We start from the raw sequence: 14358 nt of genomic DNA, 5'->3' as shown, positions 1-14358 counted from the left end.
ATCTCCAGTATGCAGAGGCGCGAGAGATGCCGCCGAGATCGGCCCGGCCGCGTTCGAGAGACCGATAGGCAGTCGTCAGCGGCCGGGGTGGGACGGTCAGGCGGGCAAGATGATGCGGTCGAATTCGCCCTCGCCGGCTCCGGCGAGGAAGGCATCCCACTCTTCGGGGGTGTAAGTGAGAGTGATGTCGCCGTAGCGGAGCGTGGTGGCGCCGTCGGCGGTCGTGTGCGCGATCAGCTCGGTATGCGATCGCCCGCTGTTGAGGAGGTTGATGAACGAGGTCCATTGGCTCGCGGTGATGGTGATGATGGGCTCTTCGGCGGGGCGGTTGGCCGGGTTGCGGCGGTATTTGCTGTCACGGATGAGCACCGCGTCACCATCGAACCGGACCTCGACGCATTGATTGCCGTTGTTGGAACGAGTCGACGTGAACCAGTCAGTAAAAACCGACCGGGAGGTAGCGGTGGTGGCCATGGGCAGGATTTTACACTTGTGTATAGCGTCTGATCAGGGCCAATGACTCATCATGAGTCAACGATTGTTCCAGCGCGCGAACGTAAGCGAAGTTCAGATCGCGCACTCGTTCCGGATCGTCGACCGCACCGCCGAAGACCGCGCTCTCGGCCCAGGCGAAGGTCGGCAGCTGTTCGCCCGCGAAGTCGATCAGATGGAAGCTGGAACCGCCGAGCACCGCGCCCGCCCGCGCGGCGAACGGAATGACCCGCACCTCGATATTGTCGAGTTGCTCGACCAACTTGGCCAGATATTCCAGCTGCCCGTGCAGCACCTCCGGACCACCGGTCTGCTGCAACAGCGTGCCCTCGCCGATCACCGCGGTCAGCTCGACCCGCCCCTTGCCACGCAACCGATCCTGGCGCCGCATCCTGATGGCTACCAGTTGCTCGACCTGTACCGGACGGATCATCACATCCGCGCTGATGAGCGCGCGAGCGTAATCCTCAGTCTGCAGCAGCCCAGGGAAGACCAAACTGTCGTAACTGCGAATGCTCTGCGCGCCGAACTCCATGCCGTAGAGCCGCTGCAGTTCCGGGCCGATCAATGCCGACGATTTGGCCCACCAGCCACGCTGTTTGCTCGACTCCAGCAGCGTGAGCAGCTCGTCGCGCTCCTCGGCATCCACCTCGAGCAATTCCAGTACCGGGCCGATGGTGTTCATGGTGAGCACCCGTCTGCCCTTCTCCACATGCGACCAATTGGCCGGGGTGAAGCCGACCCGCTTGGCGAAGGTGGCCGAATCGAAGCCGCGTTGTTCCCGCAATTCCCGCAGCCGTAGCACCAGTTCCCAACGGGCAACGGTAGGGGAAACGGGCGCCATGCCTGGCGATGCTACGCCCCGCAATTCTCTGGCGTGTGACTATTGTCAACCCAGTTGTGCAAGACTAGGGTCGATTTCAGCGGCACCTTTGCTTTTCACGTCGATCCACTCAGAAGTCGAGGCGAGGTTCGTCATGAGTACGTCGCGCATCGAATCGGGTAGCTACCAGGCCGCCCAGGACTTCGCGGCGGCCCAGGACGCCATCGCCCGCTGTCGCCGCTACCGCAAGGAAAACGGGCTCTACGGGGTCGTCGATCCCGCGCTCGGGCGCATCCTGTTGGAGATCGGCGCGGTAGGCGCGGTCGTCATGCCCGCCGCGCTCGGTAAGCGGGTCCGCGCCCAGCTCATGGCCACCTACGGGCGGACCGGCCCGATCATCGCGCACCCGCGCTCCAGCCGCTGGTCATTCTTGACCGGACCGACCGATAACTCCTACCTGGACATGACGATCTTTCCGGAGCTGTTCCGGGTCTGCGCCTCGGTGGCACTGCCGGGCAGCCGGATCGTGCTGCCCTCACCGACCGATGAGGCCAGCGGCTACCGGACCTGGATCGCACCGCCCGAGAGCGACTATCGACCCGAACTCGGCGATGTCATCGCCACGACGCGGGCGTGCGCCAGCAGTAGCGGGGTCAAATTCGGCAAGTCGAACGGGTTGGGTGTCAAGGGGTCGGACGTGGAGTCAGCGTGACGCTGAAGCTGTTCTCGATCTGCTGCTGCCACTTGTCCCGGCATTCGTTGAGCTTGGTCTGATCGTTGCCCGCCTTGTTCACGCAATCCAGATAGTTCTTGCCGCCGGAGTCGACGAAGAAACTCCAGCCGACGATGGTGAGCAGGATCGCCGCGACCAGACCGATCACGCCCAGAATGACACCGGCGACGGCCATGCCGGTGCCGCCCGCGCTGCCGGAACGGATCTTGAAGAACGCGATGATGCCGAAGATGAGCGCGAACAAGCCGAACAGATAACCGCCGATCAGCGTCCAGCAGCTCAGGAGCGCGAGAATGCCGAGTACCAGGGTGGTGATCGCCAGGCCGGTGCGCTTGGGCGATTCCTGCCAGTAGGTCGGCCGGTCCTGATACGGACCCGGCGGCGGGTACTGACCAGGCGGCGGATATTGCCCGGGCGGCGGATATTGCGACATGGGACTTCCTCTCAGCCGGTGCGCGTGCACGGCAGTCGCCTACTGATCGCACTACCTGAGCAGGGATGTTAATGCCGAACCCGGCTGACCATTTCGAGCGACCTGCAAGCAGTCGCTACGGCCCATTTCGAACAACCTGCAACCAGTCGCAACGGCCCATTTCGAACAACCTGCTACGGCTGCGACCCCAGCCGCGCGTGCATCTCCCAGACCAGAATCTCCGCCGGCCTGCGGGCGATCACCCGCTGCCCACCCGACCTGGTCAGGCGCACGGCATCGCCCTCGTACAGCGGGCCGACGCCCTCCATCTCCACCTCGCCCCTGGCGACGAACAGATGTAGATACGGCGCGTCCGGGATGTCGACCGCCTGTTCGATATCACCGGTGCCCGCCATCCGCGCCACATGCAGGGCCGAATGACTGCTGCCGATCACGATCGCGGTCCGGTCGCGGTAGCGCGGCAGTCCGGAGGCCACGGTCACCAGGCCGCCGCTGGCGAGTTCATCGTCGATCTCGAGCTGCTGATAGCCCGGGTCCAGGCCCGGCTCGTCGGGCACCACCCACATCTGCACGAAATGCACGGGCTCATCGTGTTCAGTGCCGTCGTGCAGCCGCCAGGAGTCGTTCTTCTCCGAATGCAGAATTCCGGTGCCCGCGCTCATCCGCTGGGCGAGGCCCGGGTAGATGACGCCGCTGTGGCCCAGGGAATCCTGGTGCACCAGGCTGCCACCGAGCACCCAGGTCACGATCTCCATATCCCGATGGGGATGGGTTTCGAAGCCCTGACCAGGGGAAACGATATCGTCATTATTGACGAGCAACAGCCCGTGATGGGTGTTGTCGGGATCGTAGTGCTCGCCGAAGGAGAACGAGTGCTTCGAGTCCAGCCAGGACACGCGCGTTTTCATGCGGTCGCCGCCGCGATGGACATCGATGTGTGGTGTCGTGAGTGTGGACATCGTGGTCCTCCTCTCGGGACCGTGCACCGATCACCTTTCAGGGTAGGAGCACTTACGACGTGGTACTCCGTATTCCTAGTAAATTGTCCTGCACTCGGCATTTTACGCGAGCTGATCTTCGCCAGCGACATGGAAGCAGTCGCCAGCGACCGGCGGGTGAACGGCAGGCGAGCAGTACCGACTGGTTCGTCGAATCAGTGGTCAGCTCGGCCCGCTACCGCACCGGGCAATCCGTCCGCGCGGATGCCGGATTCGTAACACCATGTGCCACAATGGAACCGGAGGCGACGAACAGATGCGACCGGAAACGCTCGCACGCATCGAGCGACAACTCCGCGACGCGGCGCAGCGCGATGGGATCAGCGATTTCGTCGTCGGTGTTGCGGTATTCCGCGACCGCAAACTCCTGGTAGTCCGCCGCGTGCCGGACGATTACCGCGGCGGCATGTACGAACTGCCCGGTGGCGGAGTCGAATCCGGAGAAACCCTGGCCGAATGCGTGGCGCGGGAACTGTTCGAGGAGACGGGCCTGCGAGTGCGCGATATCACCGACTTCCTCGGGGGCTTCGACTACGCCACCAGAACCAAGGCCCGAGTCCGCAAGTACAGCTTCGTCGTCGAGGTGGAGCCGGGCGAGGTGGAGCTGGCACCGGGCGAACACGACGCCTTCGCCTGGATCGATGCCGCCGCCCTGGACGAACTGCCGATGGCCCCGGATATGCGCGAAACAATCACTGCGCTGGTCGACTGCGTTTGATCGGCGACACGCCCACAATCGCGACTACGACGGAGCGAGTCTTGCGGGCGACGTTCGCGGCCGGTGTCGCGTCCGCGCCGCAGGCGCGGCCATCGAACTCAGCCGAGTCGTCGAAGCGCATGCACCGCAGGCGCGAGTCTCGATGGCTCGGCCGCTAGCGACTGCTTGCAGGTCGCTCGAACGGGTCAGCGAGACCGAGGGGGCCGCGAACACGCCGTGCCGCAGGCGCGGCAAATCAGACACAGTAATCTTCCGACGTGTCCACTGGTCGCCCCGAAGGCTCCACTCCCGCGGATGAACGGCCGGTATCGCTTCAGCGGGCGTTGCGCGCGAGTCCCGGTGTGCTGCGGCTGGCCCTGGTGCGATTCACCGGCCAATTCGGTGACGGTATGTTCCAGGCGGCACTGTCGGGGGCGATCCTGTTCAATCCGGAACGGGAGACCGATCCGCTGGCCATCGCGGCCGCCTTCGCGGTGCTGTTGCTGCCGTACTCGCTGATCGGCCCGTACGCCGGTGCGCTGCTGGACCGTTGGGATCGGCGTGCGGTGCTGCTGGTCGCCAATGTGTTGCGGGCGATTCTGATCGGCGCGGTGAGTGTCGGGTTGCTGGCGGACAGTGGTGAGACACCGTTGTTGCTGCTGGCCCTCGCGGTGGTCGGGATCAGTAGGTTCGTGCTCTCCGGCGTGTCCGCGGCGCTGCCCCGGGTGCTGGATCAGCACTGGTTGGTGCCCGCGAATTCGGTGCTCGCCACGGTGGCTTCGGCCTGTGCCGGTGTCGGCGCCGCCGCCTCGGTCGCGATCATCGGGCTGGTCGGCGCCGGTGATTTCGCCTCGGCGATCGCGGTCGCGGTCAGCGCCGTCTGGTCGGTGGTCGGTGCGGTGCTCGCGGCCGGATTCGGGCACGGGGTGCTCGGTCCGGAGCCGGGGGCGGCGGTCCGGGAGAGTGCGGTGCGGGCGATCGCCACGGGTCTGCGCCACGGTGCGGCGGCGGTCTGGAGGTCCGGTGAAGTCACCACCGCGATGGTGGGCATCGGCACGCACCGGATCGTGTTCGGCACCAATACGCTGATCATGGTGCTGGTACTGCGGCAGGCGCCGATCGACGGCTCCGCTTCGAATACCGGGCTGACTCGGTTCGGGCTCGCCATCGGCTGCACGGCGGCGGGGATGTTGGTCGCGGCGGTGGTCGCACCGCTGTTGATCCCACGGCTCGGCCGGTCGCGCACGGTGGTGCTCGGTCTGTGCACCGCGACCGCGGTCCAGCTGGCGCTGGTCACACCGACCGCGATCGCCACGGACGGGAACGGCGCGCATCGCGCGCATCAACTGCTGCTGGTCGGCGCGTTCCTGTTCGGACTCGCCGGACAGACCATCAAGTTGACCGGCGACGCGATTATGCAGATCGATATCGATGACACCAGGCGCGGCCAGGTATTCGCGTTGCAGGACACCGTCTTCAATATCGCCTTCGTGCTGGCGATCGCGCTCGCCGCACTGGTGATACCGGCCGATGGGCGCTCGATCGCGGTGGTGCTCGTCGGCGCCGGAATCTATTGCGCCGGAATCGCGGCCATCGCGCTGAACAACCGGCGGGTGCCGGTCACTCGGTGAACGGTGTCGCGGTGGCACCCGGCTCATCACCCGACCAGGTGCGGTGATCCTGGAGCGTGGCCACCTGTGCCCACCCGTCTCCCGACCACCCCTCATCGAATCGCTGCGCGATGCTGTTGGACGGTACCTGCGGGTCCGACCACGGCGAATCCGGTGGTGGCGCATCGTGATTCGGCACGGATGCGCCTGAATCGTGGTCGATGAGGTGATCCGGCTCCGGTTCGGCGCGCACGATCCAGTCGAGGTGTTCGCTGTTCGCATCGGCCGGATTGCCGGTGATCTGGTGGTTCCAGGTGCCGTTGCCGGTCGGATCGGTAAAGAAGTGGTCCAGCGTGCCGTCGTCGTCGAGATCCAGCCCGACCACATCGGCGATGCCGGTGCCGTGCGAATCCCATAGGACGTCGTCGACCAGACCGTCGCCGTCGAAGTCCAGTCGCACGGCGTCGCCCGCGCCCGATCCGGATAGATCCAGGTCCGCCTGGCTGGTCCAGACGTGGACCGTGCCGTCACCGGTCCCGAACACGTACTCGATCTCGTTCATATCTGTTTGGACGCTGCTGTTGCCCATCCGGTTCCATGAAACGCGCGATTTCGCCGACACGCGCAGCCGGTGCGAATTCGATATCATCGCACGCGCTCGCGGTACCGCATTCGAAGCGAACGGTCGGGTAGGTTGATCCTCCATCGACCCGAATCGACAGGGAGTCAACAACACATGGGATTTCGGCCGAGCGGGGCGCGGACAAGCGCGACCTGGACAGCCCGATATCCCTGCGTACCTGCCTTATTCGGCGCACTGCTGGCCGGGCTGCTGACCTTGCCGGCACCCGTCGCACACGCCGCCCAGCATCCGTGGGCGCCGCCGCCGGTAAACAGTTGCGGCGAAGTCGGCTTCGACCCGTTGAACCGGGAGCCGGACCCGAACGCGCCACCACCACCGCTGCTGCCACCGCTACCGCCGCAGATCAATATCCCGGTGCCGGTGCCCGAGCTGACGCCGGTACCCGTACCCGATCCGCCGCCGGACAACACCCGGATCGATCCGGAGCCGCTGCCCGCGGACCCATGTCGCAATCCGTGCCCGGACGTGCGTGACACGCCGAAGCCACCGGAGCCCAGCACCGAACCGGATCCGAATCCGAATACCGCCCCGAACACCGGATCGAGCTCGGGATCCGGCTCCGCCCCCAACACCGGATCGAGCTCGGGTTCCAGCTCCGGCTCGGGTTCCGGCTCGAGTTCGGGATCCGGCTCGATCACGCTGCCGCGCATCGAGATCCGCCCGGAGATAGAACCCATTCCGATCCCGGTGCCCGGTGGCGACGGGCCCGAACCGCAACCGGCCCCGCCGGTTATCGTGCACCCGGCCGAACCCGGACCGCTGGCCGCGGCCGTCGCCGCGCCGCGGGTGGAGTCGGTGGAACTGGCCGGCCAGGTGACCGGGCACGGTTCGCAGAATCGCACCGACATGCGCTGGCAGGTCGACGGCACCGACCTCGGGCTGATGTGGGAGACCAAACCGGGCGAGGTCGCGGTGGTCTTCGGCGACACCTTCGGTGAAGGCTGGGAGGGCGGCGGCGCCGGCGGACCCGATTGGCGCAGCAATGTGCTCGGCTACAGCACCGACCGTGATCTCGCCGATGGGCTGAGCATCGACACCATGGTGCAGGACAGCCGTTGTCACGCCACCGAACTGCTGTCCAGTCGCAAGATCAAGAACTGGGAGACGACCACCATCCCGACCTCCGGGTTCGCCATCGGGCAGCGCCAGTTCATGAGCTATATGTCGGTGAACCACTGGAGCCGGATTCCGGGTATGTGGTCGACCAACTACGGCGGTCTCGCGTACTCCGACGACAACGGCCGCACGTGGATCAAAGATCAGTATGCCAAGTGGGACAACTTCTTCGGGCTCGGCCGCTTCCAGGTCGCGGCCATGGTGCCGCAGGGCAACTACGTCTACATGTTCGGCACACCGAACGGCCGGGTCGGCGTGATCGGCCTGGCCAGGGTGCCGAAGGCCGAGGTGCTCAACAAGTCGGCCTATCAGTACTGGGTCGGGGGCACCTGGGCCCCGGCCGCCGAAAACCAGGCAACGCCTTTGGTTCTCGGCATGGCGAGCGAGCTGTCGGTGCGCTTCGACAAGGACACCAGGCAGTGGCAGATGGTCTACCTGGATTCGGCGCGCGGCGCGATCGTGATGCGCACCGCGGCCACGCCGCAGGGTGCGTGGACCGATGGCATCCCGCTGGTCTCGACCGATGACTACCCGAAGGCCTACGGCGGGTTCATCCATCCGTGGTCGACAGCCGAGGACCTGTACTTCACGATCTCGGCGTGGGATAGCTACAACGTGTACCTCATGCACGCGAAACTGGATCCGCCACGCTGACGATCGGGGCCGCGCCGCCCCGATTCGGTATGGTGCGCATGTGATCGACCAGCACATATGCCGTGGACGGCTGCGGTGACGGCCGCCTCCTCCCGCCCAGCGGACGCACCAGGACCCGGCTGGCAGTTCTGGATCGATCGGGGCGGCACCTTCACCGATGTGGTGGCCCGCCGACCCGACGGCACACTCGTCACCCACAAGCTGCTCTCGGAGAACCCGGCGCGCTACGCCGACTCCGCGGTCGCGGGTATCCGCGAAATCCTCGCCGACGCGGGGGCGGACAGCGCCGATATCGATGCCGTCCGGATGGGCACCACGGTCGCCACCAACGCCCTGCTCGAGCGCAAGGGCGAACGCACCGTACTGGTGATCACCCGGGGGTTCCGCGACGCACTGCGCATCGCCTACCAGAATCGTCCGCAGATCTTCGCGCGCGAGATCGTGCTGCCGGAGTTGTTGCACGAGCACGTGATCGAGGTGGACGAACGCGTCACCGCGGACGGCACGGTCCTGGCACCGCCGGATCTGGACGCCCTCGCCGCCGAACTGAAACCGTGGTACGACGACGGTATTCGAGCCGTTGCCGTGGTGTGCATGCACTCGCATCTGTATCCCGCGCACGAGCAGGCGATCGAACGGGTCGCCCGCGATATCGGATTTCCGCAGATCTCGCTGTCCAGCGAGGTGAGTCCGCTGATGAAGCTGGTGCCGCGCGGCGACACCACGGTGGTGGACGCGTATCTCTCGCCGGTGCTGCGCCGCTATGTCCAGCAGGTCGCCGACCAGCTCGCGGATGTGCGGCTGATGTTCATGCAGTCCAATGGCGGACTCACCGAGGCGAGCCAGTTCCGCGGCAAGGACGCCATTCTGTCCGGCCCGGCCGGCGGCATCGTCGGCATGGTGCGAATGTCCGAACTCGCCGGATTCGACCGCGTCATCGGCTTCGATATGGGCGGAACCTCCACCGACGTCTCACATTTCGCGGGCGAGTACGAGCGGGTGTTCATCACCCAGATCGCCGGAGTCCGGCTGCGCGCCCCGATGCTCGATATCCACACCGTCGCGGCGGGCGGCGGCTCGATCCTGCATTTCGACGGCAGCCGCTACCGGGTCGGCCCCGATTCCGCGGGTGCGGTGCCGGGGCCCGCGTGTTATCGCGGCGGCGGACCGCTGACCGTCACCGACGCGAACGTGATGCTCGGCCGCATCCAATCCGCGCACTTTCCACGGGTTTTCGGTCCGGACGGCGATAGGCCGCTCGATGACGCGCTGGTGCGCGACCGGTTCGCGGAACTGACCGCCGAGATCGCGAAGAACACCGGTGACGACCGCACCCCCGAGCAGGTCGCCGAGGGCTATCTCGAGATCGCCGTCGCCAATATCGCCGCCGCGATCAAGCGGATCTCGGTGCAGAAGGGGCACGATGTCACCCGGTACGCGCTGACCACCTTCGGTGGCGCGGGCGGCCAACTCGCCTGCAAGGTGGCCGATTCCCTCGGCATCCGCACCGTAGTGGTCCCGCCGATGGCCGGTGTGCTCTCGGCGCTCGGCATCGGCCTGGCCGACACTACCGCCATGCGCGAGCAGTCGGTGGAGCTGCCGTTGCGCGCCGAGTCGATGCCCCGCGTCGTCGAGATCGCCGATGATCTGGAGGCCGTCGCCCGTGCCGAACTACTCGGCGAGGATGTGCCCGTACATCGGGTCCGTGTGGTCCGCCGCGCCCAGCTGCGCTATGACGGCACCGACACCACGCTGACCGTGGAACTCACCGAACCAGACCGCATGGCAACGGATTTCACCGCGCGACATCGCACCACCTACTCCTTTGTGCTGGACCGGCCGATCGTGATCGAGGCGCTCTCGGTCGAGGCGACCGGGCTCACCGAACCACCCGATCTCGCCGATCTGGCCCGGCCGCTCGCCGCCACCAGCGAACCGGAGACCGTGCGGCTGCATACCAACGGCGCCCAGCGTGACGTATTCCTTTACCGGCGTGCGGAATTGGTGCCCGGTAAGGTCGTGCTCGGGCCTGCGGTCATCACCGAGGACAACTCCACCACGGTCGTCGACGACGGCTGGCAGGCGGTGGTGAACGACCTCGGGCATCTGATCATGGCACGGGTCGCGGTGGCGGCCGGACCGCAGGCGGGTACGGAAGCGGATCCGGTGCTGCTCGAGGTCTTCAACAATCTGTTCATGTCCATCGCCGAACAGATGGGCGCGCGCCTGGAATCGACCGCCCAATCGGTCAATATCAAAGAACGCCTGGACTTCTCGTGCGCGCTGTTCGATCCCGACGGCAATCTCGTCGCGAACGCACCGCATATTCCGGTGCATCTGGGATCTATGGGCACCAGCGTCAAAGAGGTCATCCGGCGCAGACAAGCCGGGGCCGCGACCATGCGCCCGGGCGACACCTATGCGGTGAACGATCCCTATCACGGCGGCACGCACCTGCCCGACGTCACGGTGATCACGCCGGTCTTCGATGCGCCGGGCGCGCGGATCCTCTTCTATGTCGCCTCCCGCGGCCATCACGCGGAGATCGGCGGCATCGCGCCGGGATCGATGCCCGCGAACAGCCGGCGCATCGAAGAAGAGGGCGTCATCTTCGACAACTGGCTGCTCGTCGAGAACGGCCGGTTCCGGGAAGCGCAGACCTACCGGTTGCTGACCGAAGCGCCGTACCCGTCCCGCAATCCGGCCACCAACCTGGCCGATCTGCGCGCGCAGATCGCCGCCAATGCCAAGGGTGTCGAAGAGGTCAGGAAGATGATCGGGCACTTCGGGCTCGATGTCGTCGAGGCGTACATGCGCCACGTTCAGGACAATGCGGAGGAATCGGTCCGCCGGGTCATCGACACACTCGACGACGGCGAGTACGCCTATGCGACCGACCTGGGCGCGACCATTCGCGTGCGGGTCACGGTGGATCGGGAAAACCGCAGCGCCACCATCGATTTCAGTGGCACCTCGGCGCAGTTGCCCGGTAACTTCAACGCGCCCTACGCCGTCGCGAACGCGGCGGTGCTGTATGTCTTCCGCACGCTGGTCGCCGACGACATCCCGCTCAACGACGGCTGCCTGCGTCCGCTGCGGATCATCGTGCCGCCCGGTTCGATGCTCGCGCCCGAACCGCCCGCCGCTGTCGTCGCGGGCAATGTCGAGACCTCCCAGGCGATCACCGGCGCGCTGTACGCGGCGCTCCGGGTGCAGGCCGAGGGATCGGGCACGATGAACAACGTCACCTTCGGCAATGACCGCTCCCAGTACTACGAGACGATCGGCTCCGGTTCCGGTGCGGGCGAGGGCTTCGACGGTGCCCCGGTGGTCCAAACCCATATGACCAACTCCCGACTCACCGATCCGGAAGTCCTGGAATGGCGGCTGCCGGTGCTGCTCGAGGAGTTCTCGGTGCGTCCGGGCAGCGGCGGCGCCGGTCGATGGCGCGGTGGTGATGGTGCCGTGCGCCGCCTGCGTTTCACCGAAGCGGTGACGGTCTCCACGCTGTCGAGTCACCGCCGGGTACCGCCGTACGGCATGGCGGGTGGCGCACCCGGATCGTTGGGCCGCAACCGGATCGAACGTGCGGACGGCACGGTGGTCGACCTGCGCGGCGCGGATTCGGCACAGCTCGAACCCGGTGATGTGCTGGTTATAGAGACACCCGGTGGCGGCGGATACGGGAATTGATCCTCGGCCCTGCCACCAAATCCTGGCCCTCGATCACCAGACGGCCCGGGGGAGTCCTTGGCCGCCGCGAGTTGTAGTGCCGCGACCCAGCCCTGCGCGGGGTCATCGCTGACACCGCGCAGTAGATACGTGCTATTGCCAACTTCGTCACAGCGGCGACCGCCGCCGCCAAGTACGCTCGGAGCAATTATGGCCACGTACTTCGATCCGACGTCATGGTCACCGATGCGGGCCGTCGACTTGGGCAAGCGACTCTTCGATCAGTCGCTGCTGGAGCAATGGCTCTCCTTCACCACCGCCTGGATGGATCCGGTGGCCGACCTCGGCGCGGGCACCGTCACCGCACTGATGCCGGATGTGCTGATGACCGTGCTCAGCGAGGGCATTCTCAGCCGGTTCGGTGGCCAGGAGGTCAGCGCGACGCTGCTCGGCCACGACCTGCACGCGACCCTGCAGGTGCTGAAGGTGCGCCGCCGCGGCGCGCATTTCCAGACCAAGACCGTGCTGTCGCGGATGTGCTGGGACGACCACCCGATCGAGCAGGTCACCGTGATCGCGCACGGGGTCCGGCTGGTGCCCGGCGTGCCGACGAAGGCCCGGGTGCAGCAGTTGGACCTGAACGGCACCGTCACCACCGAGGCGGTCGTCGGCTGGCTCAATACCCAGCGGATCGACTGGCAGCTCGGTATCGCGGAAAGCGGGTTGATCCGGGCGAAGCATCGGCGGCGCCGGATCACCGCGCTGGTGGAGGCGCAGGTGCGCGACAACCTGCTGACCGTCGAAATCCACCGGGCCAACTGGTTGGGCATCCGAGTGCCGCGGAATCTGCTGACCGCCCCGGCGATCCTGCTCGATCAGCTGCCGAACGACGCGCGCATCGTGCACGCCACCCGCGAGGGCGATCTGGTCCGCTTCCGGGTCGAGCTGTCGGCGATCACCGGATCGTTCGACCTGGCGCAGATCCGCTCGGCGATCGTCGCGGGCACCACGCTCATCATCTTCTGACCCGCGAATCCGCTGTCAGCCCTGGGTCTTCCACCATTCCAACAGCGCCGCCTCGGCCTCATCCCGGTTCAGCGGACCGCGATCCAGACGAAGCTCCTTCAGAAAACGCCAGGCCTTGCCGACCTCGGGACCCGCCGGGATGCCGAGCAACTCCATGATCGCGTTCCCATCCAGATCGGGACGAACCCGATCCAGATCCTCCTGCTCCTGCAGTGTGGCGATGCGCGTCTCGAGCTCGTCGTAGGTGCCACGCAACGCGGCGGCGCGGCGCTTGTTGCGAGTGGTGCAGTCGGCGCGGACCAGCTTGTGCAACCGCGGCAGTAGGTCATCGGCATCGGTGACGTAGCGGCGCACCGCCGAATCGGTCCACTGGCCCTTGCCGTAGCCGTGAAAACGCAAGTGCAGGAACACCAGTCGCGCCACGTCCTCGGTGAACTGCTTGGGGTACTTGAGCGCGCGCATCCGCTTGCGCACCATCTTCGCGCCGACCACCTCGTGGTGATGGAAGCTCACACCGCCACCCGGCTCGTTGCGCTTGGTATCGGGTTTGCCGATGTCGTGCAGCAGCGCGGCCCAGCGCAGCACCAGATCCGGATCGCCCTCCTCCAGGTCGATGGCCTGTTGCAGCACCGTCAGCGAATGCCAGTAGACGTCCTTGTGCTGGTGGTGCTCGTCGATTTCCAATTTCATCGCGGGCACCTCGGGCAGCACCAGCTGGGCCAGACCCGTCTCGCACATGACGTTGATGCCGTCGATCGGATGCGCGGAGGCGATGAGCTTGTCCAATTCGGTGCGCACCCGCTCCGCGGTGATCCGCTCGATCTCACCGGCCATCGCGCTGATCGCGGTCCGCACCCGCGGATGTAGTTCGAAGCCGAGCTGTGCGACGAAGCGCGCCGCCCGCAGCATGCGCAGCGGATCGTCGTGGAACGAATCCTCCGGCGCCGCAGGCGTATCCAGCATCCCGGCGAGTAGCGCGTCCATGCCGCCCAGCGGATCGATGAACTCCAGCGACCCGTCGGCTCCGATCTTGACCGCCATCGCGTTGACGGTGAAATCGCGGCGCACCAGATCGCCTTCGAGCGAATCACCGAAGGTTACCTCGGGATTTCGCGACACCCGGTCATAGGTATCGCTGCGGAAGGTGGTGATCTCCAGCTGCTGATCGGCCCTGGACGCACTGACCGTGCCGAATGCCAGCCCGCCGGTATCCCACAGGTGATCGGCCCAGCCGCGCAACAGCTCCTGCACCTGCTCCGGCTTGGCATCGGTGGTGAAATCCAGATCGGTCCCCAACCGCCCGAGCACCGCATCGCGCACACTGCCCCCGACCAGGTACAGCTCATAGCCGCGCGCAGCGAACAACTCGCCCAACGGCGCCAACACATCGGACAACCGTCCGAGCGTGACCGCGGCCGCGGCCAGCAATCGGGTACGTCGATCCAACGCTGCATCCTCGGA

At 66.2% G+C, this 14358-nt stretch carries 12 protein-coding genes; 6 read left to right on the top strand and 6 right to left on the bottom strand.

Annotated features, from left to right (window positions below; genetic code table 11):
- Window positions 1–96 precede the first annotated feature (96 nt).
- Together OG874_RS36145 and OG874_RS36140 are read right to left on the bottom strand one after the other, a co-directional pair.
- Entirely contained in the window at window positions 97–474 is a 378-nt protein-coding gene (locus tag OG874_RS36145) for a DUF397 domain-containing protein (protein ID WP_330251529.1), read from the bottom strand.
- Window positions 475–484: 10 nt separating this feature from the next.
- Window positions 485–1336 carry a helix-turn-helix domain-containing protein gene (locus OG874_RS36140; protein WP_330251528.1) on the bottom strand — a complete coding sequence of 284 codons (852 nt, stop codon included), beginning with the start codon at window positions 1334–1336 and terminating at the stop codon, window positions 485–487.
- 133 nt (window positions 1337–1469) lie between these two features.
- Here OG874_RS36140 and OG874_RS36135 point away from each other — a divergent pair, with 133 nt between their 5' ends.
- Window positions 1470–2027, top strand: a complete 558-nt coding sequence (locus OG874_RS36135) for a hypothetical protein (protein WP_330251527.1) — start codon at window positions 1470–1472, stop codon at window positions 2025–2027.
- Here OG874_RS36135 and OG874_RS36130 read toward each other — a convergent pair.
- Complete coding sequence (locus OG874_RS36130; protein ID WP_330251526.1) at window positions 1999–2481, bottom strand: DUF4190 domain-containing protein; 483 nt, start codon at window positions 2479–2481, stop codon at window positions 1999–2001. The genes OG874_RS36135 and OG874_RS36130 overlap by 29 nt on opposite strands.
- Before the next feature lie 173 nt (window positions 2482–2654).
- Window positions 2655–3440, bottom strand: coding sequence for a pirin family protein (locus tag OG874_RS36125; protein WP_330251525.1), 786 nt, complete (start codon window positions 3438–3440; stop codon window positions 2655–2657).
- A 295-nt stretch (window positions 3441–3735) separates the two neighbouring features.
- Here OG874_RS36125 and OG874_RS36120 point away from each other — a divergent pair, with 295 nt between their 5' ends.
- Together OG874_RS36120 and OG874_RS36115 are read left to right on the top strand one after the other, a co-directional pair.
- Window positions 3736–4197 (top strand): NUDIX hydrolase, encoded by a 462-nt coding sequence (locus OG874_RS36120; RefSeq protein ID WP_330251524.1) that lies wholly within the window; start codon window positions 3736–3738, stop codon window positions 4195–4197.
- Window positions 4198–4454: 257 nt separating this feature from the next.
- The gene (locus tag OG874_RS36115) at window positions 4455–5807 is read left to right on the top strand and encodes an MFS transporter (protein WP_442943182.1); all 1353 of its coding nucleotides are present in this window, start codon (window positions 4455–4457) and stop codon (window positions 5805–5807) included.
- On the opposite strand, the gene OG874_RS36110 is transcribed toward OG874_RS36115, so the two are convergent.
- Window positions 5797–6348, bottom strand: coding sequence for a hypothetical protein (locus OG874_RS36110; RefSeq protein ID WP_330251523.1), 552 nt, complete (start codon window positions 6346–6348; stop codon window positions 5797–5799). The two genes, OG874_RS36115 and OG874_RS36110, sit on opposite strands and share 11 nt — an antisense overlap.
- A gap of 174 nt (window positions 6349–6522) precedes the next feature.
- Between OG874_RS36110 and OG874_RS36105 the strand changes: the two genes are divergently transcribed.
- The 3 genes from OG874_RS36105 (at window position 6523) to OG874_RS36095 (ending at window position 12897) form a co-directional block, all read left to right on the top strand.
- Entirely contained in the window at window positions 6523–8199 is a 1677-nt protein-coding gene (locus OG874_RS36105; RefSeq protein WP_330251522.1) for a DUF4185 domain-containing protein, read from the top strand.
- A gap of 57 nt (window positions 8200–8256) precedes the next feature.
- Window positions 8257–11892: a hydantoinase B/oxoprolinase family protein gene (locus OG874_RS36100; protein ID WP_330251521.1), complete on the top strand. Its 3636-nt coding sequence runs from the start codon at window positions 8257–8259 to the stop codon at window positions 11890–11892.
- A 189-nt stretch (window positions 11893–12081) separates the two neighbouring features.
- Window positions 12082–12897, top strand: coding sequence for a hypothetical protein (locus OG874_RS36095; RefSeq protein WP_330251520.1), 816 nt, complete (start codon window positions 12082–12084; stop codon window positions 12895–12897).
- A gap of 15 nt (window positions 12898–12912) precedes the next feature.
- On the opposite strand, the gene OG874_RS36090 is transcribed toward OG874_RS36095, so the two are convergent.
- Window positions 12913–14343 (bottom strand): CCA tRNA nucleotidyltransferase, encoded by a 1431-nt coding sequence (locus OG874_RS36090; protein WP_330251519.1) that lies wholly within the window; start codon window positions 14341–14343, stop codon window positions 12913–12915.
- Window positions 14344–14358 lie beyond the last annotated feature (15 nt).

It is taken from the genome of Nocardia sp. NBC_00565 (assembly GCF_036345915.1).
In the GTDB taxonomy this organism is placed as follows: domain Bacteria; phylum Actinomycetota; class Actinomycetes; order Mycobacteriales; family Mycobacteriaceae; genus Nocardia.
Note: the sequence above shows the minus strand (reverse complement) of the source record. Positions and strands in the feature narration are given on the sequence as shown.

Excerpts from the sequence above, each read along its gene's own strand:
- OG874_RS36100 (WP_330251521.1), top strand. The coding sequence starts at position 8,257 with ATGCCGTGGACGGCTGCGGTGACGGCCGCCTCCTCCCGCCCAGCGGAC.
- OG874_RS36120 (WP_330251524.1), top strand. The coding sequence starts at position 3,736 with ATGCGACCGGAAACGCTCGCACGCATCGAGCGACAACTCCGCGACGCG.
- OG874_RS36145 (WP_330251529.1), bottom strand. The coding sequence starts at position 474 with ATGGCCACCACCGCTACCTCCCGGTCGGTTTTTACTGACTGGTTCACG.
- OG874_RS36135 (WP_330251527.1), top strand. The coding sequence starts at position 1,470 with ATGAGTACGTCGCGCATCGAATCGGGTAGCTACCAGGCCGCCCAGGAC.
- OG874_RS36105 (WP_330251522.1), top strand. The coding sequence starts at position 6,523 with ATGGGATTTCGGCCGAGCGGGGCGCGGACAAGCGCGACCTGGACAGCC.
- OG874_RS36095 (WP_330251520.1), top strand. The coding sequence starts at position 12,082 with ATGGCCACGTACTTCGATCCGACGTCATGGTCACCGATGCGGGCCGTC.
- OG874_RS36110 (WP_330251523.1), bottom strand. The coding sequence starts at position 6,348 with ATGAACGAGATCGAGTACGTGTTCGGGACCGGTGACGGCACGGTCCAC.
- OG874_RS36125 (WP_330251525.1), bottom strand. The coding sequence starts at position 3,440 with ATGTCCACACTCACGACACCACACATCGATGTCCATCGCGGCGGCGAC.
- OG874_RS36140 (WP_330251528.1), bottom strand. The coding sequence starts at position 1,336 with ATGGCGCCCGTTTCCCCTACCGTTGCCCGTTGGGAACTGGTGCTACGG.
- OG874_RS36130 (WP_330251526.1), bottom strand. The coding sequence starts at position 2,481 with ATGTCGCAATATCCGCCGCCCGGGCAATATCCGCCGCCTGGTCAGTAC.